A 23,664-nucleotide genomic window follows, 5' to 3' on the forward strand; every position below is an offset into this window, starting at 1 on the left:
CGAAAACCGAAAACCGAAAACCCGAAGCCCGAACCTCGAAAGCCGAAGGCCGGCCGCGCGCTCCCGCGCCGCGGCCGGCCCTCGTGCGTGCGAACTCCCCGTCAGCCGCCGGTCTCCGCGGCGGCGGCGTGCAGGGCCCGTTCGAGAACGGCCGCGCCCTCCTCCGCCTCCGCGACGGTCAGGGACAGCGGCGGCGCGATGCGCAGGGTCTCGCCGGCCTTGCCGCGGCCGACGAGCAGGCCGCCCGCGCGGGCGTGTTCCAGCACCGCCGCGGCGTGCGCGGGGGTGGCCAGCTCGATGCCGATCATCAGGCCCCGGCCGCGTACCTCGCGCACCGAGGCGACGCCCGCGGCCGCGGCCCGCAGCCGCTCGATGAGCAGGCCGCCGACGCGGCGGGCGTTGCCCTGGAGGTCGTGCTCCAGGACGTAGCCGAGGTTGGCCAGGCCCGCGGCCATGGTGACCGGGCTGCCGCCGAACGTGGACAGGGAGTTGGCGTCCAGGCAGTTCATGATCTCGGCGCGGGCGACGACGCCGCCGATGGAGGTGCCGTTGCCGATCCCCTTGGCGAAGGTGAGCATGTCCGGCGGGCCGTTGCCCGCGTGCGCCTGCCAGCCCCAGAAGTGGTCGCCGGTACGGCCCCAGCCGGACTGCACCTCGTCGGTGATCCACAGGATCCCCTCCTCGGCGAGCACCTCGCGGAAGGCGGCGTACAGGCCGTCGGGCGGGGAGGTGAAGCCACCGACGCCCTGGATGGGCTCGGCGATGAGGGCGGCGACGCCGCGGGTCTGGGAGAGCATGTCGCGCAGGTCGGCGACGCAGGCGTCGATGAACGCGGCGTCGTCGAGGTCGGCGAAGGGGCCCGCGGTGCGGATGCCGCCGTGGACGTAGAGGGTCTGCAGCGGCGAGAGGCTGGTGGGCGACCAGGCGCGGTTGCCGGTGATGCCGACCGCGGTGAAGGAGCGGCCGTGGTAGCTGTTGCGCATGGCCAGCACCTGGTTGGAGCCGCGGTACGTGCTCGCCAGCAGCAGCGCGGTGTCGGTGGCCTCGGTGCCGGAGGTGGTGAAGAACACCCGCGCGTCGGGGATGCCGGACAACTGCGCGATGCGCTCGGCCAGCTCCACCATGGGGCGGTTGAGGTAGAGGGTGGAGGTGTGCAGGATGCGGCCGGCCTGCTCGGCGACCGCCTTGGTGACCTCGGGGAGGGCGTGGGCGGTCATGGTGGTGAGGATGCCGCCGAAGAAGTCGAGGTAGCGGTTGCCCTCGGCGTCCCAGACGTGCCGGCCCTCGCCGTGGGTGATCTCGATGGGCTCGGCGTAGTAGAGCGCCATCCAGTCGGGCAGGACGGCCCGGTGCCGGGCGAGCAGATCGCGGTGTACGCCGCCGCCGTTCGCCGCGCTCACGGCTGCACCAGGTCCCCGTACGCGTCCGGGCGTCGGTCCCGGTAGAAGGCCCACTGCTGGCGGACCTCCTCGATCATGCCGAAGTCCAGGTCGCGCACCACCAGTTCCTCCTCCTTGTCGCTCGCGACGTCGCCGACGAACCGGCCGCGCGGGTCGACGAAGTAGCTCGTGCCGTAGAAGTCGTTGTCGCCGTACTCCTCGACGCCGACGCGGTTGATGGCGGCGATGAAGTACTCGTTGGCGACGGCCGCCGCGGGCTGCTCCAGTTGCCACAGGTACGCCGACAGGCCCCGGGAGGTCGCCGACGGGTTGTAGACGAGCTGGGCGCCGCCGAGGCCGAGGGCGCGCCAGCCCTCGGGGAAGTGCCGGTCGTAGCAGATGTAGACGCCGACCTTGCCGACGGCGGTGTCGAAGACCGGCCAGCCGGCATTGCCCGGCTTGAAGTAGTACTTCTCCCAGAAGCCCTTGACCTGCGGGATGTGGTGCTTGCGGTACTTGCCGAGGACCGTGCCGTCGGCGTCGATGACGACCGCGGTGTTGTAGTAGAAGCCCTCCTGCTCGATCTCGAAGACGGGGACGACCACGACCATGCCGGTCTCGCGGGCGAGCGCCTGCATCCGTACGACGGTGGGCCCGTCCGGTACGGGCTCGGCCCAGCGGTAGTGCTCGGGCTCCTGCACCTGGCAGAAGTAGGGGGCGTTGAAGACCTCCTGGAAGCCGATGATGCGGGCGCCGCGGGCGGCGGCGGCTCTCGCGTGCTCCTCGTGCTTCGCGATCATCGACTCGGTGTCGCCGGTCCACGTCGCCTGGACGAGTGCGGCGCGTACAACGTTGGCCATGGCTGCTCCTCGGACGGGACGCCGGAGGCTCTACGCACGTAGAAGCCGGGCGGATCTCTGAACGTAAGTCGCCGCGGTGGCGCTGGCAAGAGCGGCGCACCGTACGCCGGGAGGCCGGAACGGCCCGGGTCAGGCGGATTCGGGCGCACCGGGCAGTCCCGCGGAGCGCATCGCATGGGCGAGCCGGCGGTGCCGCTGGGCGGGCCCGCGGCGGGCGGCGCGCAGCAACTGCGGCACGAGCCGCCCGGGATCGGCCCCGGCCAGCTCGACGGCCTCGTCGGTGCTGCGGGCGCCGGTGAAGGCGGCGAGCAGTTCCTCCGACTCCCGGTCGCGGCCCGCGCGGTGGAGGGCGGAGAGGATCGCGGCCAGCTCGGGTACGGGCCGGGCGGCGGCGTGCCGGACGAGTTGCAGCGCCTCGCGTGAACGGCCGGCGGCGGCGAACGCGTCCGCGGCTCCGGTCAGCCGCTCGGGGGGCAGCGCGGCTGCCTCCCACAGCAGGGTCGCCACCTCGGCGGGACCGGCGGTGCGCTCCAGCTCGGCGGCGAGGTCGGGCAGCGCCTCCGGCGGGCCCGCCGCGGCGGCGCTGAGCCGGGCGTACGCCTCGCCGGTACGGCCCGCGTCGCGCAGGGCGGCCACGGCGGCGGCGGTTTCGCCGGCGAGCCGGCGAGCCGCGGCGCGCCGGGCGGCGGCGCGGTCGGCTTCCGCGGCGTCCTGCCGGCGCCGCCCGCCGCCCCCGGAGCCGGCGCCGGCGAACCGGGCGCCACGGGGCGGCGGTACGGCAGGCACGGCGGCGGCACCGGCGGCGGGCTCCGGGGCCCCGACCGCGGGCGGGCCCGCCCACTCGGCGCCGGGGCCCGGGAACCGGGCGCTCCCGGGCGGGGGCGGCACGGCTGCGCCGGACTCGGCGCCGGACCCGTCGGCACCGCCGGAACCGGGCAGCGGACCGGCACCGGCCGCACCCGCGGCAGGCCCGGCACCGCTCCCGGCGGCGCCCGGCAGCACGCCCTCGTACGTGCCACCCACGACGGGCAGCACCGGCGGCGGCGCCGAAGCGGCTCCCGCGAAGCGGGCGCCCCGGAGTACCGCCGGGGGCGGTGGCACGGGCTCCCGCCCCGCCGCCTGCCGCGTCAGCGCCTCGATCCGGCCGCGCAGCTCCGTACAGCGGGCGGACGCGCGGGCGGCGTCGTCGCGCACCCAGGCCAGCTCGTCCTCCAGTTGCTGCGCCGTCCAGGGGTCGCGCTCCACCGCCAGCCGGTCGCGCAGCCGCTCGGCGCCGTCTTCCGCCGCGCGGTGCTCCGCGAGCCGGGCGCGGAGCACCGCGGTCAGGGCGGCGCGGTCGGGGCGGCGGGCGTCGTGGGCGGCGACCGCGGCGCGGTGCAGGTCGCGGGCGCGCGGCAGCGCCGCGTCCGCCGTGCGCCGGCCGGCGTGCCCGGCCAGGTCGTGCAGGAGCGACTCGACGACATCCCACGGGGGCAAAACGGAGCCGTCCAGGCAGGCTCGCAGCCCGTCGGGATCGCCGCGGCGAAAGACTCCGTACCAGCCGGACCGTTCGTCCAGCCATCCCGTGATCTGCCGTAAGAATCGTGCGAATTCCGCCATTTCCGGCGGCTGCGATTGTTCCGCCACGGCGGGCATTCGACACCCGCTTTATTTCGTCCGCGCTACGGGGGCTTTGCGACGGCGGTAAACGGAACCCGAGGGCAGCGGCCTCGAACAATGTTGCGGACGACCGCTAGCATGCCCCGTCATGAGCGAACCCATCCTCGTCCTCGTCTCGGCCGTCGCCGGTCTCGTGGTCGGCGCCGCGCTCGGGTGGTACGCGCGCGGCTCCCTCCTCGGGCGCCGCCACCGACGCCGGGAGCGCTTCTTCGGGCTGCCGCGCAACTCGGAGGCTTTGGTGGTGGTGAACCGGGACGCCGGCGGCGGGGACTGGAGCGTGGCCAAGCACGACGCGCTCGCCCTGCTGGAGCTGTCCGCGGTGATCAAGTCCTGCGGGGCGCACGCGCAGGTCGTGGCGCAGGACACCGCGCAGCAGGCGTTCGGCGACCGCACCGAGTTCTGCGTCGGCACCCCGATATCCAACCGCCGTATGGCCGCACACATGCAGTCCCTGCTGCCGGGGGTACGGATCAACACAGACCCCGAGCCGGGCCCCGACCGCGGTGCGTTCGCGGTGGGCACGGAGCGCTACCGGCTGGACAACGGGGTCAGCGAGCACGTGCTGCTGGCCCGGCTGTCCGCGGGCCAGGAGGCCAGGCCGGTCTTCCTCTCCTGCGGCCAGCGCTCCATCACCAACCAGGCGGCGATGCGCTATCTGGTGAAGAACGAGAGCCGGCTGCACCGGAAGTACGGCGGCAGCTCCTTCGTCCTGCTGCTGAAGGTCGTCAACTCGCAGTCGTACGGACCCGATGTGGTGGAACTCGTCGGGGACGTGACCAAGCAGGCGCAGACGCCGCCGGCCCAGCCGAACGGGAAGCACGGCAAGTCGTGACCCCGCCCCGCCGCGCCCGCGCGGCCGGAGCGCACGCCCGGCGGCCGCCGCGGCGATGGTGCCGACCCTAGGTCCTGTCTGGCACATCGCGCCTGTGCCGCCCGGAGGGCGGACGGCGCCATGTGCCAGACAGGACCTAGGTGTATTGCCCGGAGAGGTTGGGGACGCGGGTGGCGGGTGGTTGGCCCTTCAGCGCGGTGTGTCCGCGGTGGTGATTGTAGGTGTGCAGCCATGTGGGGAAGGCGTCGCGTCGTTCCTGTTCTGATCGGTAGGGCTTTGCGTAGGCCCACTCGTCGAGCAGGGTGCGGTTGAGGCGTTCGACCTTGCCGTTGGTCTGTGGCCGGTAGGGCCGGGTTCGCTTGTGAGTGATCCCTGCGTCGGCGAGTGCATCGCGCCAGGTGTGCGACTTGTAGCAGGCGCCGTTGTCGGTCAGTACGCGCTCGACGGTGATGCCGCAGTCGGTGAAGAAGGCGTGGGCGCGGGTCCAGAAGGCGGTGGCGGTCTCCTTCTTCTCGTCGGTGTGGATTTCGCTGTAGGCGAGGCGGGAGTGGTCGTCGACGGCGGTGTGGAGGTAGCTGTAGCCGGCGTTCTTGCGGGTCTTGCGGCCGGCTTGCCGGCCCAGGACCTTGTGGCCGCCGCCGTCGGGGATGTTGCCGAGCTTCTTGATGTCGACGTGCACCAGTTCGCCGGGGCGGTCGCGTTCGTAGCGGCGGATGACGCGGCCGGTGGCCCGGTCCAGGTGGGTCAGGCGGGCCAGGCGGTAGCGGGTCAGTACGCGGTGCACGGTCGAGGGGATCAGACCGAGCAGGTGGGCGATGCGGGCTGGTCCCCAGCGGCGCAGGACGCGGACCTTGATGATCCGGCGCTCGGTGCGGGTCGGGGTCCGGCGCGGGCAGCGGCGGGGGCGGCTGGAGCGGTCGGCCATGCCCGCCTCACCACACGCGCGGTAGCGGTCGGCCCACCGCTGTGCGGTGGTCGGCGATACCTGGAAGCGCTCGGCAGCACGGCGCAGGGGCCAGCCGTCCTCGACCACGCAGCGGGCCAGACGCAGCCGGCCAGTCTCGGTCAGGGGTGCATTACGGTGTGGCATGAGGGTCTTTCTGTTGGTGTAGATGTCGCAATCCACACCGAACAGGAAGGCCCTCACCTCTTCAAGATCCCACAGCCGAGACCTCGCCCACCCGTCCACAACCTCCCCGGACAGAACACCTAGGTACGCATTCGCTCCCTGAGTACCTAGCCTGTCGGGCGAGTTGCGGGAGAGGAGCCCCCGGGTATGGGCGATGCCAAGCCGGTGTACCAGCGCATCGCCGACGATCTGCGCGAGCGGATCGACGGCGGCGAGCTGTCCGTGGGGGCGCAGATCCCATCGCGCTCCCAGCTCAAGCGCGCGTACGCGGCGAGCGACCAGACCGTCGACCGGGCCGTGCGGGTGCTGAAGGCCGCCGGCTACGCCCAGGGGCAGTTCGGCCGCGGCGTGTTCGTCGCCGACCGCAGGCCCGTGGGCAGCCTGCTGCGCAGCACGGGCGCGGTCGACTCCCCCTTCGCCGCCCGGCTGGTGCCCGAAGGGGTGGCGCTGACCTGGGAGGCGGTCTCCACGCCCGCGCCCGCGCCGCGGGAGGCCGCGCGCCGGCTCGGGATCCCGGCCGGCGACCGGGTGATGTGCACGCAGTACGAGTACCTGGCCGACCGCAAGCCGGTGCAGTTGGCCGTGAGCTGGGAGCCGCTGGCGCTCACCGAGGGCACCGACGTGGTCTTCCCCGAGCGCGGCCCGTACGCCAGGCGGGGCGTCCGCGGCCGGTTCGCGGCCATCGGGATCCGGGTGGTACGGGCCACGGAGCTGGTCGGCTCGCGGTCGGCGACGACGGCGGAGGCGGAGGCCCTGGGCTGCGCGCCCGGGCAGTGCGTGACGACGGTGGAGCGCACGCACTACGACGAGCGCGGCCGGGCGGTGGAGACCTCCGAGGCGGTGGTGCGGGCCGACCGCTGGCGGCTGGAGTACGACATCGCCTTCACCGGCTGACGGGCCGGCCCGCCGCGCGCGTCAGCCCTCCGCGACCTCCGCGTACATCTGGGACAGCTCCGGCGCCCCGGTCGCCGCCCACTCCGCGCCGATCTCCAGCACGTCCATCTCCCGCCCCGAGGACAGCCGCACCACCGGCGCGCCGTCCTGCGCGTCGATCACCCACTGCGCGCCCGCGATCGTCCGTACGATCACCGTGCCCAGGTAGAGACCCGCGTCGCTGCCCAGCCAGGGCGTGATCTCCGGGTCGTCCCGCCAGCGCGGCAGCAGTTGGTCCAGCTCCTCCAGCGAGCGCGGGGTGTCGTCCAGCTCGACGCCCGCCGACTCCGCCTGGACGCGCAGCAGTTCGCATTCGCTCAGCAGCTCGGTGACGCCCTCCTGGTCGACCGACGTGTCCGGGTGCGACGTCCGCTGCTCACGCCCGGAACCGTGCCGTCTACGCCAGTTGTCGAGGAAGGAGATGTTCATGCCCCCACCCTCGCATCCGGGCAGGCGGGAGCACCACAGGCGCGCGGATCCGATTCGCTCACCAGGTGTTTCCCGGAACGCCGTCTTGACCGTTCACTCGTGTCTCTTTAGCTTCATTGCGCCCCCCTGAGATAACTGGTCATGTCGAGACGCCGAACCGGGACCCGGAGGGCCACCTTGCGGATTCGCCTCGTCACCACCGCCACCCTGCTCACACTCGCCGCCACCGCCGTGCCGGTGGCCGCCCAGGCCGCCGAACGGCCCAGCGGCCCGCAGCCGTTGGCGGAGCTGTTCGACAACACCGCCGTCAGCGACGACGCCGACCCCGGCGCCGCGGACTTCGACGGCGCGGGCAGCTCCCTGTCCGCCCGGGACCTGGCCGCCGCCGGCTGGACACCCGGGCGCAAGCTGGACATCGACGCCGCCGGGCTGCGGCTGCCGCGCTACGGCCGCGGCGCACCCGACAACGTCGTCGCCGACGGCCAGTCGGTCGCGCTGCGCGGCACGGGCAACGCCGTGTCCCTGCTCGTCGCCGGCTCCACCACGGGCGGCCCGGGCACCGGGGTCTCCGGCACCGGCACCGTGCGGTACGCGGACGGCAGCTCCAGCCCGTACACCCTGACCGCGCCGGACTGGCGCGCCGGGCCGCTGACCACCAAGGCGCTGGCCCTGCCGGGGCTCAACACCCCCGGGGGGCCGCGGGCCGAGGCGACCCGGCTGTACGCGGTGACCGTGCCGGTCACCCGCGGCAAGCGGATCGCCTCGGTCACCCTGCCCGACGACCCGGGCCCCGAGTCCGACCTGCACGTCTTCGCCGCCTCCGTACGGGCGGAGGCCACCGGCTGGACCGGGAGCTGGGCCGCCAGCACCTCCGGCTACACCGCCGTGGGCCCGTGGCAGGACCGGACGCTGCGGCTCGTGGTGCACGCCGGCGCGGGCGGCGACCGCACCCGCGTGCGGCTGGCCAACACCTTCGCCGCGTCCCCGGTGCGGTTCGGGCAGGCGACCGTCGCCGTGCAGGGCGAGGGCGCCGCGACCGCGGGCCGGCCGGTGCCGCTGACGTTCGGCGGCAAGACCGGCACCACGGTCGCCGCCGGCGCCGAGGCGGTCAGCGACCCGGCCCGCTTCACCGTGCCGCCCGGGTCGAACCTGCTCGTGAGCATCCACCTGCCGGAGACCGTCAGCGCCGCCCCGGTGCACGCGCTGGCCATGCAGACCTCGTACATCAGCGGCGACGGCAGCGGCAACCGCGCGGCCGACACCGGCGCCGGTGCCTTCACCGGCACCATCGGCACCTGGCCGTTCCTCACCGGCATCGACGTCAGCGGCGGCCCCGGCTCCGTCGTCACGCTCGGCGACTCCATCACCGACGGGCACAGCTCCGGCACCGGCACCAACCAGCGCTGGCCCGACGTGCTCGCCGGCCGGCTGCGCGCGCAGGACGACGTGCCCCGCTACGGCGTCCTCAACCAGGGCATCTCCGCCAACCGCATCGTCACCGACCGGTACAAGGGCGACGGCGTGAGCAGCGACGTCGGCGGCGTCAGCGCCCAGCACCGGCTGGAGCGCGACGTGCTGGCCCAGACCTCGGCCCGTACCGTCGTGGTCTTCGAGGGCATCAACGACGTCCGCGCGGGCACCAGCGCGGACCAGGTGATCGCCGGGCTGCGCAGCATCTCCGAGCGGGCGCAGGCGCGCGGGCTGCGGGTGGTGGCCGCGACCATCGCGCCGTGCGAGGGCTACGGCGACTGCAGCCCCGCGGTCGACGCGCGGCGCACCGCGGTCAACGAGTACATCCGCGCCAACGCCGCCGGGCCGGACGCCGAGTTCGACGCGATGCTCGACTTCGACGCCGTGCTGCGCGACCCGGAGCGGCCGCAGCGGCTGCTGCCGGCGTACGACAGCGGCGACCACCTCCACCCCGGGCCCGCGGGGCTGAAGGCGGCGGCGGACTCGATCGACCTGGGGCTGCTCGTGCCGCGCTCGTAGCGCCGCACGTCACACCCGGCGCGCGGCGGCCGGTGACGGCCTAGAGGTCGAGGTCGACGACGACGGGGGCGTGGTCGGACGGGTTCTTGTCCTTGCCCGGCCGCCGCGCCTCCCGGTCGACGTACGAGTCGGTGACGGCGGCGGTGAACGCCGCGTTGCCGTAGACGTGGTCGATGCGCATGCCCTTGTTCTTCTGGAAGCCGAGCTGGCGGTAGTCCCAGAAGGTGAAGGGGATGTCGTACTTCAGCGCGCGCGGGTAGGTCTCGCTGAGGCCCGCGGACTTCTGCAGCTCGTCGAGGGCCGTGCGCTCCGCCTCGCTGACGTGCGTGTGCCCGCCGAAGAGCGAGATGTCCCAGACGTCCTCGTCCTTCGGCGCCACGTTGTAGTCCCCGAGGAGGGCGTACGGCCGCTCGCCCGGGGCCTCTTGCACGGCCATCGCGCGCAGGGCCTCCAGCCAGCGGAGCTTGTACGCGTAGTGGGCGTGCCCGACATCGCGGCCGTTCGGCACGTACAGCGACCAGACGCGCACCGGACCGCACGTCGCGCCCAGGGCGCGCGGCTCGGTCGCATCCTCGTACTGCGGCTGGTCCGGCAGGTCCAGGGTGACGTCGGCCAGGCCGGCCTTGGAGACGACCGCCACCCCGTTCCACCGGCCGTCGGCGCGGATCGCCGCCTCGTACCCCAGGCCGGCCAGGGCGGCGCCGGGGAACGCCTCCTCCGTGCACTTCAGCTCCTGGAAACACACCACGTCGGGCGCGGTCTCCTCAAGCCACTGCAGGATGCGGGGCAGCCGGGGATTGATGCCGTTGACGTTCCACGTAGCGATGCGCACAGCCATGTTCCACAACCTACCCCGCACCTCTGACACCGGGCCCGGGGATCCCGTCGCCCGGCCCTGACCCCGCAGTCCTCGGGCGCGGGGAGGGCTACACCGTGAGGGTCGCGCTGCGTTCGAGCCGGATGTGCTCCGCGCCGCCCACGCCGGGGCCGTCCGGACCCAGCATGCGGCCGTAGAGCTGGGGTGCGAGGTCGGAGAGGAGTGCGTCGTGGACGTCGACGGCGCGGCGGGGGGCGACGGCGCGGACGTAGTCGATGACCTCGGCGACCTTGTTCCACGGCGCCATCACCGGCAGCAGCAGCGTCTCGACCTCCCGGTCCGGCACGGTCAGCGCGTCGCCCGGGTGGAAGACGGCGCCGTCCAGGACGTAACCGACGTTGGTGACCCGCGGGATGTCCGGGTGGATCACGGCGTGCAGTTGGCCGTGCACCTCGACCTCGAAGCCGGCGGCGGTGACCACGTCACCCTCGCCGACGGTGTGCACCCGCCCGGGGAACGCCGCGGAGACCTGCTCCGCCACGCTGCGCAGCGTCCACAACTGCGCCGCCGGGTTGGCGTCGAGCGCGGCGCGCAGCCGGCCCTCGTCGAAGTGGTCGGGGTGCTCGTGCGTGACGAGGAGGGCGTCCGCGCCGACCGCCGCGTCCGGCTCGCTGTACCCGCCGGGGTCGATGACGAGCACCGCGCCGTCCTTGGCCAGCCGGACACAGGAGTGCCCCTTCTTCGTCAATTCCATGATGCGGGTGACAACTCCTCGTCAGTACTCCGTCGTGGACACGGTACGCACCACGAGGTTCTCGGGGTCCGCGGTGTTGACGACGATGGACACGTCCGGGCGCGCGCCGGGCTGCTTGAGCTTCAGCCCCGACCAGTCCCCCTCGGTGAAGTCCCAGCCGACGCTGTCCGCCTGCGCCGGGGTGATGGGGTTGAGCCCGTCCTTCAGCCGCGGCAGGGGCCGGACGTCCGAGCGCGAGAACGTCGTCTCCAGGTACTCGTCCACGGACTCCTGCGGGGCGGTGAAGTCGACGTACAGGGCGCTGTCGTGCAGCGCGTTCTGCTCGTAGTAGCGGATGTACTCGGCGCCGCCCGGGACGGGCACCTGGTAGATGCGGCGCAGCAGGCGCGGCGGCCAGCCGGGCTCCATCTCGGTGAAGGCGGCGCGCTCGGCCTTGTCGCGGCCGCTCTCGCGGCTCTGCTGGGTGGAGATCCAGCCGTAGACCAGCGGGATGCCGACGAGCAGGGCGATGGCGAGGTACGCCTTCCAGGAGCGGGTGACGCGGCGCGGGGGGCGGTGGGGCATGTGCCCATTCTGGGCGGGCTCGGGGTCGTGGCGGTACACGGGACGCTCGCCGGAGTCCTGCAGGGTCACTTGCCGACCACCTGTGCGAACCGCTCGTAGCGCTCGACCCGCCGCCGGTTGGTGCGGCGGAACCTGCGGGCCACCAGACGGGCCAGGTCGGCGGCACCGACCAGCCCGGCGTCGTTGCCGAGGCGGGCGCGTACTATCCGGGCCTCGGGCCGGTAGCCGCGGCCGGTGAGGCTGCGGCCGAACGCGTCCTGGGCGGGCTTGATGAGCAGGTCGTCGGCGGCGCTGACGCCGCCGCCGATGACGAAGCAGCCGGGGTCGAGGGCGGCGGCGAGGTTGGCGATGCCGACGCCGAGCCACTGGCCGATGTCCTGGAGCAGCTCTATGCACATCGCGTCGCCCTCGCGGGCCAGCTCGGTGATGAGCGGGCCCGTGATGTCGCCGACGTTGCCCTTGACGCGGTCGATGATCCCGTACGCGACCGGGGACTCGGCCGCCGCCAGCTCGCGGGCCTCGCGGACCAGCGCGTTGCCGGAGCTGTACTGCTCCCAGCAGCCGCGGTTGCCGCACGGGCAGCGGTGCCCGCCGGGCACCACCTGCATATGGCCGAACTCGCCCGCCACCCCGTACTTGCCGCGCTTGACCTGGCCGTCCTCCAGGATGGCGCCGCCGATGCCGGTGCCCAGGGTGATCATGACGAGGTAGTCCTCGCCGCGGCCGGCGCCGAAGCGCCACTCCGCCCAGGCGGCGGCGTTGGCGTCGTTGTCGACCATCACGGGGACCCGCAGCCGCTCGGAGAGCGCGTCGCGCAGCGGCTCGTTCCGCCAGGACAGGTGCGGGGCGAAGAGCACCCGGCTGCGGTCGGCGTCGATCCAGCCGGCCGCGCCGATGCCGACGGCGTGCACGTCGTGGCGCTCGGAGAGGTCGAGGACCAGCTCGACGATCACGTCCTCGACGACCTTGGGGCTCTTGGACTTGTCGGGTGTCTCGGTGGTCGCGCGCTCCAGGATGTGCCCGTCGGCGTCGACGACGCCGGCGGCGACCTTGGTGCCGCCGATGTCGATGCCCACGGTGGGCACCCGGGGCGCGGTCAGGTGCGAGCGCCGCTCGCGGTGGCTCACGCTGCGCAGCACGGTGGCGCGGGCGGTGCTGCCGTGCGGTGTCCTCTCGGCGGCCGTCACGGGCGCTCCCCTCGCCCGGGCCGGGGATGCGGCTCGGTGGGTGCGGGTGATCGCAAGGGGTGGCCCCTTCCCCTGTCGGGAGTCGCTGACGTGTGCCGATTCTGCCTCACGGGCCCCCTCCCCCGCACGGCGGAGTGGACAGCGGGCGGCGGCGGGGCCGCGTGCCGCCGCCGCGGGGTGCGGCGGCGGCCTCGGCGTACGGGATCGGGCGTGGTCAGGCCCGTTTTCCCGGCTGCGGCCCGGGTTCTCCCCGCTCCGGCTAGGGTCTTTCCCGCTGCAGCTCGTGGCTGAGCTGCTCCAGCTCGCTGCCGCCCGCCATCTGCCGGGTCAGCTCGTCCAGGGTGATGCCGGCGCGGGCGTGGCTGCCTGCCATGGCCCCGCGCTTGAGCAGGATGAACCGGTCGCCGACGAGGTAGGCGTGGTGCGGGTTGTGGGTGATCAGCACGACGCCCAGGCCGTGGTCGCGGGCGGCGGCGACGTACTTCAGCACCACGCCGGACTGCTTGACGCCCAGCGCCGCCGTGGGCTCGTCCAGGACCAGCACCTTGGCGCCGAAGTAGATCGCCCGGGCGATCGCCACCGACTGCCGCTCGCCGCCGGACAGGGTGCCGATGGGCTGGTCCACGTCCCGCAGGTCGATGCCCATGCGCAGCAGCTCGGCGTGGGTGGTGGCGCGCATCTTCCGCACGTCGAGCCGGCGCAGCGGGCCGCGGCCCAGCGTCGGCTCGGAGCCGAGGAAGAAATTGCGCCACACGGGCATCAGCGGCACCACCGCGAGGTCCTGGTAGACGGTGGCGATCCCCCGGTCCAGCGCCTCGCGCGGGTTCGAAAGCCGGGAGTCCCGGCCGTCGATGCGGAAGCTGCCGGCGTCGTGCCGGTGCAGCCCGGAGATGATCTTGATGAGGGTGGACTTGCCCGCGCCGTTGTCGCCGAGCACGCAGGTGATCTCGCCGGGGTGCACCTGGAGGGTGACCCCTTCGAGCGCGCGGATGTTGCCGTAGTACTTGCTGACGTCCGCCAGCTCCACCAGCGGCCGGGCCACGGCGGACCCGGCGGCCTCCCCGCCCGCGGCGGCGTCGCCCGCGGCGGCGTCGCCCGCGGCCGGGCCGCCCCCGGCCGTGTCGTCCGTGGCCTTGGTCATCTGGCCGCCTCCGCGCGCTTGCGTACCCAGGAGTTGAGGATCGTGGCCAGCAGCAGCATCGCGCCGAGGAAGAACCAGAACCAGTCCGAGTCCCACTGCGCGTAGACGATGCCCTGCTTGGCCATGCCGAAGATCAGCGCCCCGATCGCGGCGCCGATCGCCGAGCCGTAGCCGCCGGTCAGCAGGCAGCCGCCGATCACGGCCGCGGCGATGTAGTGCAGCTCAAGACCGCGGCCCTCCGCGGACTGCACCACGCCGGAGAACGAGAACAGCAGGTGCTGCCCGGAGATCCAGGCCGCCACCGCGACCCCGAGGTAGAGCCCGATCTTGGTGCGCTGCACGGGGACGCCGACCGCGCGGGCCGCGTCCTTGCCGCCGCCGACCGCGAAGATCCAGTTGCCCCAGCGGGTGCGCAGCAGGATCCAGGTGGCCAGCGCGACCAGCCCGATCCACCACAGGATCGTCACCCGCACCTTGAACGAGCCGACGTCGATCGACGAGGCGAAGAGCACCCGCGCCGACTCGAAGCCCTGCATGTCCGAGATGGACTTCGTCGAGACCGTGCCCTGGATCCTCTTGGTGATGCCGATGTTGGCGCCCCACAGCATCAGGTACGTGCCCAGCGTGATGATGAAGCTGGGCAGCCCGGTGCGGACGAGCATGTAGCCGTTGAAGAAGCCGATGGCGAGGGTGACCAGCAGGGAGACGAAGACGCCCACCCAGACGTTGGCGGTCATCTCGTACGCGACCATCGTCGACGTCAGCGCCGCGGAGGTGACCAGCACCCCCGCCGACAGGTCGAACTCGCCGCCGATCATCAGCAGCGCCACCGGCACCGCCATGATGCCGATGGTGGAGGCGGCGTACAGCACGGTGTCCAGGCTGGACAGGAAGCTGTCCGCGAGCACGGCGAAGAAGAGGAAGACCGCGACGGCGCCGATCACCGAGCCCAGCTCGGGCCGGCCGAGGAGCCGGTGCAGCGGGGAGGCGTCCAGCAGGCGTTCGTCCGCCGCCTTCGGCGCCGGGTCCGCCGGGAGGGTGGCGGTCATCGGGTGCCGCGCTCCGTGAACTTCTTCAGGTCCGGTGCGTCCTCCTCGGTGACGATGGCGGGACCGGTCAGCACGGTCTGGCCGCCGCCGATCACGTTGCCGTTCGTCTCGTACAGCCACAGCTCGTCGACCGCGAGGTAGCCCTGCAGATAGGGCTGCTGGTCCACGGCGAAGCTGAGCTGCTTGCTCTCCAGCGACGCCGCCACGGCCGCGTTCAGGTCGAAGGTCGCGACCTCCGCCTTGCTGCCGGAGGCGTCCTTCGCCTCGACGGCGGAGGCGGCGACGTCCGCGTTGAGGGTGACGACCGAGTCGATGCCGCCGTCGGCCTCCAGCTTGGCCTGGATCCCCGAGAGCACCGCGGGCTTGCTCGCGCCGTCCACGGTCAGGTTCTCCACCGAGCCCGAGAAGGTCTTCTTCACGCCGGCGCAGCGCTGCTCCAGGCCGACGTTGCCCTGCTCGTGGATGACGCAGACGGCGTTCTTGCGGCCGCGCTCGTTCAGCTCCTCGCCGACCGCCTCGCCGGCGACCGACTCCTCCTGGCCGATGTGGCTCAGGGCCCCGTACTCCTTGGAGAACTCCGCGCCGGAGTTGATCGTCACCACCGGGATGCCGGCGTCCACGGCGGCCTGCACCGCGCTCTTCATCGCCTCCGGCTTGGCGAGCGTGACGACGATGCCGTCGACCTTCTTGTCGACGAACGTCTGGACCAGCCGCGCCTGCTCGTCGTCCTTCTCGCTGTTGGCGTAGAGGAACTCGACGTTGTCCTTGGCGGCGGCCTGCTTGGAGCCGCTCTGGACGATGTCCCAGAAGGTGTCGCCGGGCGCGGAGTGGGTCACCATGGCTATCTCCATGCGGGGCGTGTTCACGCCCCCGCCGCCGCCCCCGCCGCCGTCGTTCTCCTCGGCGTCCTTGCCGCCGGAGTCGCTGCAGCCCGCCGCGGCGACCGCCAGCAGGGTGGCCGTCGCCACCGCCGCGAACACGCGCGTGCTACGGGCCATACGGCTGCGCGCCATCTGGGTACCCGCCTTTCTTCCCTGGTCGTCCCCCGCCGCCCGCGTGGCGGCTGGAGGTGTTCTAGCCGGGGGCGGGGGCCGAGTCAATGCCTTGTCCGATCATTCTGACCCGCGGCTACCCGCGAGTCACCCCGTGGGTCCCCGCCAGGTCAGCCCCGGTCGAGCAACTGGAACTCGAAGCTGTAGCGCGAGGCCCGGTAGAGATGCGAGCCGAACTCCACCCCACGCCCCGTGTCGTCGTACGTGAACCGCTCCATCGTCAGCACCGCCGCGCCCTCCTCCTCGCCCAGCCGCTCCGCCTCCGCGGCCGTCGCGGGCCGGGCGCCGACCCGCTGGCGGGCGCTGTGCAGCGCGATGCCGGCGGCGCGCAGCACCCGGTAGAGCCCCGTCGACTCCAGCTCGTCCGCGCGCAGCCCGACCAGTTCGGCGGGCAGGTGGTTGCAGAGCATGGCGACCGGCTCGCCGTGGGTCAGCCGCAGCCGGTCCACCCGGACGACGTCGGTGCCCTCGGCGATGCCGAGGGCCGCGGCGACGTCCGCGGTCGCCTTGACCTCGGCCACCCCCAGCACCCGGGTGGCGGGGCGCTGCCCGGCGGCCTCCAGGTCGTCGTAGAGGCTGGTCAGGCCGAGCGGGCGGCGCACCTGGCTGTGCACGACCTGGGTGCCGATGCCCCTCTTGCGTACGAGCAGCCCCTTGTCGACCAGCGACTGGATGGCCTGCCGCACGGTGGGCCGGGACAGGCCGAGCCGGGCCGCCAGCTCGATCTCGTTCCCGAGCAGGCTGCCGGGGGTCAGCGCCCCCTGCTCGATCGCCGCCTCCAGTTGCTGGGACAACTGGAAGTACAGCGGGACCGGGCTGCTGCGGTCCACACCGAGCCGGAGGGCCGGGACGGGGCCTGTGCCGCGCTTCGTCACGCTCCGGAGCGTAACGGCCGGGCCGGGCGACCGGAAGGCTTCACGTCAGGTTGTCCTGACAATTGACAATCCCGCTGGCCACGGGAGATTTTGAGGCCATGCGCATCGGACTCCTCGGCACCGGCAGGATCGGCGCCTTCCACGCGGCCGCGCTGCGGCGGCACCCCGACGTCACCTCCCTCGTCGTGACCGACGCGGACCCGGCGCGGGCCGCCGAGGTCGCGGCCCGTACGGACGCCGAGGCGGTCGCCACGCCCGCCGACGCGCTGGCCGCGGGGGTGGACGCGGTGGTGATCGCCGCCGCCACCGCCGCGCACGCGGAGCTGCTGGGGGCGGCGGCACGGGCCGGTCTCCCGGTGTTCTGCGAGAAGCCGATCGCCGTCGACCTGGCGGGCACCCGGGCGGCGCTCGCGGAGGTCGAGGCGGCCGGGATCGTGCTGCAGATGGGCTTCATGCGCCGTTTCGACGCGGGGTACACCGCGGCCCGGGAGGCGGTGCGGGGCGGGCACCTGGGGCGGCTGCACACCGTACGGACCGCCACCTCCGACCCGGCGCCGCCGCCGGCCGCGTACCTGCCGCTGTCCGGCGGGCTGTACCGGGACTGCGTGATCCACGACGTCGACGCGCTGCGGTGGGTGACGGGCCGTGAGGTCACCGAGGTGTACGCGGCGGGCTCGGACGCGGGCCCGGCGATGTTCCGCGAGGCCGGCGACGTCGACACCGCGGCGGCGCTGCTCACCCTGGACGACGGCACGCTGGCCACCGCGACGGCGACCCGCGTCAACGGGGCGGGCTACGACGTGCGGATGGAACTGGCGGGCGAGCACGACCAGATCGCGGTGGGCCTGGACGAGCGGACGCCGCTCACCTCCGTCGAACCGGGCGCGCCCGCGCAGACAGGCAAGCCCTGGCAGGGCTTTCTGGAGCGCTTCGGCCCGGCGTACGAAGCGGAGTTGGCGGCGTTCGTCCGGGTGGCCCGCGGCGAGCTGGCCAACCCGTGCGACGGCGCGGAGGCGCTGGCGGCGCTGCACGTGGTGGAGGCATGCGAACGCTCCCGCCGCGAACGCCGCCCGGTCCGGGTCGCGGAGATCGCGGACGCGCCGTAGGGCGCCGCACGTGATGTGACGTCGCCGGGCTTCCGGCTCCGGAGCGGGCCGGGTTCAGCCCGCGGCCAGGTCCGCGAGAGCCGCACGGAGACGGGCGCGTTCCTCCGGGAGCGGGGTCGTGGGGGTGTGCGCCTCGGTCCAGGGGGAGACGCGGATCTCACCGCGTCCTTCCTGCGCCGCCAGCCGCTCCGTCAACCGGGCGAAGTCGCCGACCGGGTCGCGTTCCCGCAGCCGTTCCAGCCGCTCGGCCAGCAGGGCGGAGCCGGGGCGCAGGTCGGGCCCGGCGAAGCCGAGCGCGCCTGCGGCGGCGCGCTCGTGCTCCTCGTACCGGTCCGCCCAGAAGGTCCACTCCCAGCCCGGCCACCGGCGCAGCCCGGCCGCCCCGGCCGTCCCCGCGAAGTACTGCAGGGTCCAGGCGCAGACGCGGCGCCGCACCGTGTCGACGTGCAGGCCGCCTGCCGGGATCGTGTCCAGCCGGTCCGTCAGCGCGGCACGCGGCAACTGCCCGGCCACCGCGGGGCCGCGGTCCAGCAGGTCCTGCAAGTCCTCTTCGAAGACGGCGTACGCGCGGATTCCGCCGCCGTCGGCGACCGTGACGGCGAGCGCCGAGTCGTCCCACGGGTCGGCGGGGCGCAGCTCGGCCGTCGCGGGCGGCTCCGGCTCCGCCCGCGACCGGGCGCTGCGCACCAGCCCGGGGTCCGCCCCCACATACGCCGCGAAGTCCTCCAGCCCGTCGTACGCCCAGCGGATCCGCCACCCCGGCCACGTCCGGCCCAGCACGGTGAACAGGGCCAGCCGGTGGACGTAGTCCTCCAGGTGCCAGGTGAAGAACAGCAGCTCCCGCGCGTCGTGATCGACCAGCGCGGCGCCTTCGCACCACACGTCGTCGAGCCAGGCATCGCGCTCCATCTCCCGCTGGGCGGTGACGAAGCGGGTCGCGCTGCCGGGGCCGTCGAGGAGCTGCACGTCGAGACCGGAGGCGCCCCAGTGCGAGTAGTACAGCCGCCACCCGCCGTCGCGCACCAGCACGTAGTTGGCCCGGTCACCCATCGTCGGTCTCCCTACCGCGGCGCCGCGGCCGGCCGGTCAGGCCGGGGTGAGGCGGGAGAGGAGGTCGGTGGCGCGCTTGGCCACCTCTTCGCGGTCGCCGCCGGAGAGGGCCGAGCCCATGCCGACGGCCACCGCGCCCGCGGCGATCCAGTCGGGTGCCTCGGCGATCGAGATGCCGCCGGTGGGCAGCACCGCGGCCTGCGGCAGCGCGGCCCGTACGTCCTTGACCCAGCCCGGCTCGTGCGCCGAGGCCGGGAAGAGCTTCATGACGTCCACGCCCAGCTCCAGCGCGCGCACCATCTCGGTGGGCGTGGCGACGCCGGCGAAGACCGGGATGCCGTAGCGGTGCGCGGTGGCGACCACGCCGGCGTCGAGGTTGGGGGCGACGAGGTAACGGGCGCCGGCGTCGACGGCCAGCCGCGCCGAGGCGGCGTCCAGGACCGTACCGGCGCCGATGACCGCTTCCGTGCCGACCTCGCGGCGCAGCGAGCTGACCAGCTCCAGCGCGAAGGGCGTGGTCAGCGAGATCTCCAGACTGCTGATCCCGGCGGACAGCAGCGAGTCGGCGGTGGCGGCGGCACCGTCGTAGGTGTCGCTGCGGACGATGGCGACGACCCGCTGTTCCAGCGCGGCCCGGGTGATCTCCCAGCGGTACACGGTGTTTCCTCCGGCTGTTCTCTCTGGGCGGTACGCGGTGCTGCGGTGCGGGTGCGGCCGTACGTCTCGTACGGTCCCGGCGCTCAGCGGTGGACCGGGTCGCCGCCCGCGGTGAACGCGGCGAGCGCGCGGTCCCGGGCGGCCGCGGTCGGCAGCCCGTCGGTGTCGGTGACGGTCTGGATGACGAGGGCGGCGACGCAGGCGCCCTCGGCGAGCGCGCGGTCCAGCGGCAGGTCCCGCAGCCGGGCGGAGAGGAACCCGGTGGCGAAGGCGTCGCCGGCGCCGACGGGGTCGGCGAGCTGCACGTCGTACGGCGGCTGGTCGACGCGCTCGCCGGCGGCGGTGAGCGCGGTGGCGGTGTGGTCGGCGCGCTTGATCACGACGGTGTCCGTACGGCCGCGCAGCAGCCGCGCGGCGGCGGTGTCGGCTGGCTCGCCGGTCAGCATCTCCAGCTCGTCGTCGCCGGTGAGCAGCAGGTCGGCCTCGGCGAGCAGCGGTCCTACGACCTCGGCCCAGCGCCCGGGTCCGGCGAGCTTGCGGCGGACGTTGGGGTCGAAGGAGACCAGGGCGCCGGCCGCGTGGGCGAGTTCGATCAGCTTGACCGTCGCCTCGGCGGCGGACGGCGACAGGATCGGCGTGATGCCGGAGATGTGCAGCACCCGCACGCCCTCGACGACCTCGGGGCTGATGTGCTCGGGGGCGAGGCGGGAGGCGGCGGAGCCGGCGCGGTAGTACTGCACGTCGATGGCGCGCTGCGGGTGGCTGTCGCGGAGCAGCATGCCGGTGGGCGCGTCCGGGTCGACGTCCGCGTACGACACGTCCACGCCGTCCGCGCGGAGTTGGGCGAGGACGGCCTCCCCCGCGGGGTCCGCGCCGACGCGGCCGAACCAGCGGGCCCGGTGCCCGAGCCGGGCGAGCCCGGCGGCGACGTTCGACTCGGCGCCGCCGATGGCGCGGCGGAAGTTCACGGCGCGCGCCAGCGGCATCCCGGGCTCGGCCAGCATCAGCAGCATAGCCTCGCCGCAGGTCAGCACCTCCGGTGCCGGTTCCGCCATCAGTTCCTCCACGGTGGTCGGGCACCTTCGTGCTCCGATTCGTGCTCCGAACGCTATCCCGGGCGGCGCCCGCGCCGGTATGGCGGGGGGCACAGCGGCGGCCCCGGCAAGCGGCCCGTTCGGGCGCCGGGGACGACGTGAGTCCATGCCGGAGCGCGGGTAAGTCCATTGCCTCCGGGGCGGGTCGGGGTGAGGCTCGACGCTGAGTGACGTGTGCACTACACCCCCGAGATCCCGGAGGTTCCGGATGCCCGTCCCCCGCCCGGCCGTCGTCGGCGCCGTACTCCTGGCCCTGGGCTTGAGCCCGCTCGCCGTCCCGCCGGCCACCGGCGCGCCACCGCCGCCGGCCAGGGCCGGCGACATCAGCCCGACCCCGCGCTCCGTCGAGGCGCGCGCCGACAGCGTCACCGTGACCCGCACCGTCACCCTCGTCACCGGTTCCGAGCCCGACGGACCCGCGCTCGCCGTCGCCGAGAAGGCGCTGCGCGACGCGGGGGCCGAGGACGTACGGCGTACGGCGACCGCGCCGGACGAGAGCCGCGGGCTCACCGTCTACCTCGGCGGCCCCGGCGCCAACCCCGCCTCCGCCGCCGCGCTCGGCGCCCTCGGCGTCGAGGGCCCCGCCGGGCTGCCCGCCGACGGCTACGTCCTGGCCGCCGGCACCGCGGAGCCGGCCGGCGGCACCCCCGGCGGCGACGGCATCGTGCTGGCCGGCACCGACGCCACCGGCACGTACTACGCCGCCCAGAGCCTGCGCCAGCTCCTCCCCCACCGCGACTCCCCCGGCACCCGCGTCGCCGGCACCGCCGTCCGCGACTGGCCCGGCACCGGCTGGCGCGGCGCCATCGAGGGCTTCTACGGCGTCCCCTGGTCCCACGAATCGCGCCTGGACCAGCTCTCGTTCTACGGCGAGCACAAGATGAACATCTACGTCTACTCGCCGAAGGACGACCCGTACCTGCGCGAGCGCTGGCGCGAGCCGTACCCTGCGGACGAACTCGCCCGCATCGCCGAGCTGGTCGGGCGCGCCCGCGCCAACCACGTCGAGTTCACCTACGCCCTCTCCCCCGGCCTGTCGGTCTGCTACAGCTCCGACGCGGACGTGCAGGCGCTGAACCACAAGTTCCAGACCTTGTGGGACATCGGCGTCCGCACCTTCGCCGTGCCGCTGGACGACATCAGCTACACCGACTGGAACTGCGCCGCCGACGAGGAGCGCTTCGGCACCGGCGGCGGCGCCGCGGGCGCGGCCCAGGCGCATCTGCTCAACCGCGTCAACCGCGAGTTCATCCGCGCCCACGACGGCGCCGAGCCGCTGCAGATGGTGCCGACGGAGTACTACGACACCACCCCGTCCCCGTACAAGAAGGCGCTCGCCGAGCAGTTGGACGAGGACGTGCTGGTGGAGTGGACCGGCATCGGCGTCGTCGCGCCCGTGATGACCGTCGCGCAGGCGCGCGACGCCCGTGAGGTCTTCGGCCACCCGATCCTGACCTGGGACAACTACCCGGTCAACGACTACGCGCAGCAGCGGCTGCTGCTCGGCCCGTTCAACGGCCGGGAGAAGGGGCTGCCGGGCGAGCTGGCCGGGATCACCGCCAACCCGATGAACCAGGCCGCCGCGTCGAAGATCGCGTTGTACACGGTCGCCGACTTCGCCTGGAACGACGCCGCGTACGACGCGCGGGAGTCCTGGGCCGGGGCGCTCGCCGAACTGGCGGGCGGCGACAGGCTCACGACCGCCGCGCTCCGGGCCTTCGCCGACGCCTCGTACGGCTCGGCGCTCAACCCCGGGCAGGCGCCGGAGCTGTCGGCGGCCATCGCCGCGTACTGGGACCGCGGCGGGGAAGACGCCCTGGACGACGCGCTGGCCGCCCTGGAGACCGCGCCCGGCGTGCTCCGCGACCGGCTGCCCGACCGGGCGTTCGTCGAGGAGTCGGGCCCCTGGCTGGACGCCACCCGGGACTGGGGCACCGCGACCCGCACCGCCCTGCGGATGGTCGAGGCCGCCCGCGACGGCGACGGCGACCGCGCCTGGCGGCTGCGGCAGCGGCTGCCGGAGCTGGTGGACCAGGCCAAGTCGCACATCTACACCGGGCTCGGCGGGCGCGAGGTGAAGGTCGTCGTCGGCGAGGGCGTGCTGGACGCCTTCGTCGCGGACGCCGCGGCGGCGCACGACCGCTCGCTGGGGCTGCCCCCGCGGCCGAAGGGCGCGACGAACCTCGGCACGTACCAGGGCAACACCGTCGACCGGATGACGGACGGCGACGACTCGACGTTCTTCTGGAGCGACGGGGCGCCGGGCGCCGGCTCGTGGGTGAGCGTGGACCTGCACGGCGAGCGCGAGATCGGCGGGGTCACGCTGGCGATGGCCAAGTCCGGCAGCCCGAACGACTACATCCAGCAGGGCGTGCTGGAGTACTCGGCGGACGGCGAGACCTGGAAGGAGCTGGCGGCGTTCTCCGGTAAGCCGGACGTCGAGGCGACGGCGCCCGAGGGCACGAGGGCGCGGTACGTGCGCGCCAGGTCGACGGCGGGGCAGGGCAACTGGCTTGTGGTACGGGAGTTCACCGTCGCCGGCGGCGGCCCGGCCACGACGGCGGGCGGCCCGCCGGCGGCCGAGGGCAGCTCCCTGGCCGCCGCGGCGGACGGCAACACCGCCTCCGTCTACCGCGCCGCGCGGGCGCCGCAGGCGGGCGAGTCGCTGGACATCCGCTTCGCGGAGCCGCGCGCGGCGGAGTCCCTGGTCGTGCTCCGCCCGCAGAGCGCGCCGGACGCGGGCGCGACGGTTCAGGTACGCAACGAGCCGGACGGTCCGTGGCGTACGGCGGGCACGCTGGCCGGCGCGTACACCGAACTCCGGGTACCGGCCGGGGCGGTGGCGGAGGTCAGGCTGCGCTGGTCGGGCGGCGGGGCCGTGCCGCAGATCACGGACGTGGGGGTGATCGGAAGCTGAAGGACGGCGGTGGCCCGGCTGCGAGCCGATACAGCAGCCGGGCCGCGGCGGTCACCGGGTCCGCTCACCGGCCGGCACACGGCCGCAGGTGCGCGCGCGGGTCGGTCGAGTGACCGCAGGGCCGCGACCGCAGGGCCGCCCGGCGCCCCGGCGCGTCTCCCACGACCGCCGCCGCGCTCCGAGGGCGCCCG

General features: G+C 74.0%; 21 protein-coding genes. 5 read left to right on the forward strand and 16 right to left on the reverse strand.

The genetic code is table 11. The annotated features are described in order from the left end of the window. Positions 1 to 101: 101 nt before the first annotated feature. From CXR04_RS05205 to CXR04_RS05215, 3 genes are all read right to left on the reverse strand, one after another. Positions 102 to 1,328, reverse strand: a complete 1,227-nt coding sequence (locus CXR04_RS05205; RefSeq protein WP_101426202.1) for an aspartate aminotransferase family protein — start codon at positions 1,326 to 1,328, stop codon at positions 102 to 104. Positions 1,329 to 1,396: 68 nt separating this feature from the next. Then, a complete protein-coding gene (locus CXR04_RS05210) occupies positions 1,397 to 2,239 on the reverse strand; it encodes a nitrilase-related carbon-nitrogen hydrolase (RefSeq protein ID WP_101420710.1) in 843 nt (280 codons plus the stop codon). Between the two features lie 129 nt (positions 2,240 to 2,368). Beyond that, the gene (locus CXR04_RS05215) at positions 2,369 to 3,838 is read right to left on the reverse strand and encodes a hypothetical protein (RefSeq protein ID WP_101420711.1); all 1,470 of its coding nucleotides are present in this window, start codon (positions 3,836 to 3,838) and stop codon (positions 2,369 to 2,371) included. Positions 3,839 to 3,986: 148 nt separating this feature from the next. Between CXR04_RS05215 and CXR04_RS05220 the strand changes: the two genes are divergently transcribed. After that, the gene (locus CXR04_RS05220) at positions 3,987 to 4,730 is read left to right on the forward strand and encodes a hypothetical protein (protein WP_101420712.1); all 744 of its coding nucleotides are present in this window, start codon (positions 3,987 to 3,989) and stop codon (positions 4,728 to 4,730) included. Positions 4,731 to 4,866: 136 nt separating this feature from the next. Here the strand turns inward: CXR04_RS05220 and CXR04_RS05225 are convergent, their stop codons facing one another. Beyond that, positions 4,867 to 5,820: an IS481 family transposase gene (locus tag CXR04_RS05225; protein WP_101420045.1), complete on the reverse strand. Its 954-nt coding sequence runs from the start codon at positions 5,818 to 5,820 to the stop codon at positions 4,867 to 4,869. A 186-nt stretch (positions 5,821 to 6,006) separates the two neighbouring features. On the opposite strand from CXR04_RS05225, the gene CXR04_RS05230 reads away from it, so the two are divergent. Next, positions 6,007 to 6,753 carry a GntR family transcriptional regulator gene (locus tag CXR04_RS05230; protein ID WP_101420713.1) on the forward strand — a complete coding sequence of 249 codons (747 nt, stop codon included), beginning with the start codon at positions 6,007 to 6,009 and terminating at the stop codon, positions 6,751 to 6,753. Positions 6,754 to 6,774: 21 nt separating this feature from the next. Here CXR04_RS05230 and CXR04_RS05235 read toward each other — a convergent pair whose 3' ends face one another. Next, positions 6,775 to 7,221, reverse strand: a complete 447-nt coding sequence (locus CXR04_RS05235; protein ID WP_101420714.1) for a DUF6278 family protein — start codon at positions 7,219 to 7,221, stop codon at positions 6,775 to 6,777. A gap of 177 nt (positions 7,222 to 7,398) precedes the next feature. Here CXR04_RS05235 and CXR04_RS05240 point away from each other — a divergent pair, with 177 nt between their 5' ends. Beyond that, positions 7,399 to 9,210, forward strand: coding sequence for an SGNH/GDSL hydrolase family protein (locus CXR04_RS05240; RefSeq protein WP_101420715.1), 1,812 nt, complete (start codon positions 7,399 to 7,401; stop codon positions 9,208 to 9,210). A gap of 40 nt (positions 9,211 to 9,250) precedes the next feature. Here CXR04_RS05240 and CXR04_RS05245 read toward each other — a convergent pair whose 3' ends face one another. The 8 genes from CXR04_RS05245 to CXR04_RS05280 form a co-directional block, all read right to left on the reverse strand. After that, positions 9,251 to 10,042 carry an exodeoxyribonuclease III gene (locus CXR04_RS05245; protein ID WP_199850604.1) on the reverse strand — a complete coding sequence of 264 codons (792 nt, stop codon included), beginning with the start codon at positions 10,040 to 10,042 and terminating at the stop codon, positions 9,251 to 9,253. A gap of 94 nt (positions 10,043 to 10,136) precedes the next feature. Next, complete coding sequence (locus CXR04_RS05250) at positions 10,137 to 10,781, reverse strand: MBL fold metallo-hydrolase (RefSeq protein WP_101420717.1); 645 nt, start codon at positions 10,779 to 10,781, stop codon at positions 10,137 to 10,139. A gap of 21 nt (positions 10,782 to 10,802) precedes the next feature. Next, a complete protein-coding gene (locus tag CXR04_RS05255) occupies positions 10,803 to 11,345 on the reverse strand; it encodes a hypothetical protein (protein WP_101426203.1) in 543 nt (180 codons plus the stop codon). A 65-nt stretch (positions 11,346 to 11,410) separates the two neighbouring features. Beyond that, positions 11,411 to 12,532: an ROK family glucokinase gene (locus CXR04_RS05260; protein WP_101420718.1), complete on the reverse strand. Its 1,122-nt coding sequence runs from the start codon at positions 12,530 to 12,532 to the stop codon at positions 11,411 to 11,413. A 259-nt stretch (positions 12,533 to 12,791) separates the two neighbouring features. Continuing rightward, positions 12,792 to 13,673: an ATP-binding cassette domain-containing protein gene (locus CXR04_RS05265; protein WP_101420719.1), complete on the reverse strand. Its 882-nt coding sequence runs from the start codon at positions 13,671 to 13,673 to the stop codon at positions 12,792 to 12,794. Then, a complete protein-coding gene (locus CXR04_RS05270; protein WP_101420720.1) occupies positions 13,670 to 14,722 on the reverse strand; it encodes an ABC transporter permease in 1,053 nt (350 codons plus the stop codon). The genes CXR04_RS05265 and CXR04_RS05270 overlap by 4 nt, the downstream gene beginning before the upstream one ends. Beyond that, positions 14,719 to 15,720, reverse strand: coding sequence for a sugar ABC transporter substrate-binding protein (locus CXR04_RS05275; protein WP_101420721.1), 1,002 nt, complete (start codon positions 15,718 to 15,720; stop codon positions 14,719 to 14,721). The genes CXR04_RS05270 and CXR04_RS05275 overlap by 4 nt, the downstream gene beginning before the upstream one ends. Positions 15,721 to 15,884: 164 nt before the next feature. After that, positions 15,885 to 16,649 (reverse strand): GntR family transcriptional regulator, encoded by a 765-nt coding sequence (locus CXR04_RS05280; protein WP_101420722.1) that lies wholly within the window; start codon positions 16,647 to 16,649, stop codon positions 15,885 to 15,887. A 98-nt stretch (positions 16,650 to 16,747) separates the two neighbouring features. On the opposite strand from CXR04_RS05280, the gene CXR04_RS05285 reads away from it, so the two are divergent. Beyond that, on the forward strand, positions 16,748 to 17,755 hold the full coding sequence (locus CXR04_RS05285) for a Gfo/Idh/MocA family protein (protein WP_101420723.1): 1,008 nt from the start codon (positions 16,748 to 16,750) through the stop codon (positions 17,753 to 17,755). Positions 17,756 to 17,809: 54 nt separating this feature from the next. Here the strand turns inward: CXR04_RS05285 and CXR04_RS34745 are convergent, their stop codons facing one another. The 3 genes from CXR04_RS34745 to CXR04_RS05300 form a co-directional block, all read right to left on the reverse strand. Continuing rightward, positions 17,810 to 18,805 (reverse strand): hypothetical protein, encoded by a 996-nt coding sequence (locus CXR04_RS34745; protein WP_159072263.1) that lies wholly within the window; start codon positions 18,803 to 18,805, stop codon positions 17,810 to 17,812. Positions 18,806 to 18,841: 36 nt separating this feature from the next. Continuing rightward, entirely contained in the window at positions 18,842 to 19,462 is a 621-nt protein-coding gene (locus tag CXR04_RS05295; RefSeq protein ID WP_101420724.1) for a bifunctional 4-hydroxy-2-oxoglutarate aldolase/2-dehydro-3-deoxy-phosphogluconate aldolase, read from the reverse strand. A gap of 83 nt (positions 19,463 to 19,545) precedes the next feature. Then, positions 19,546 to 20,517 (reverse strand): sugar kinase, encoded by a 972-nt coding sequence (locus CXR04_RS05300; protein ID WP_101426204.1) that lies wholly within the window; start codon positions 20,515 to 20,517, stop codon positions 19,546 to 19,548. Between the two features lie 247 nt (positions 20,518 to 20,764). Between CXR04_RS05300 and CXR04_RS05305 the strand changes: the two genes are divergently transcribed. Beyond that, on the forward strand, positions 20,765 to 23,473 hold the full coding sequence (locus CXR04_RS05305) for a beta-N-acetylglucosaminidase domain-containing protein (RefSeq protein WP_101420725.1): 2,709 nt from the start codon (positions 20,765 to 20,767) through the stop codon (positions 23,471 to 23,473). Positions 23,474 to 23,664 lie beyond the last annotated feature (191 nt).

It is taken from the genome of Streptomyces sp. CMB-StM0423 (assembly GCF_002847285.1).
Lineage (GTDB): Bacteria > Actinomycetota > Actinomycetes > Streptomycetales > Streptomycetaceae > Streptomyces.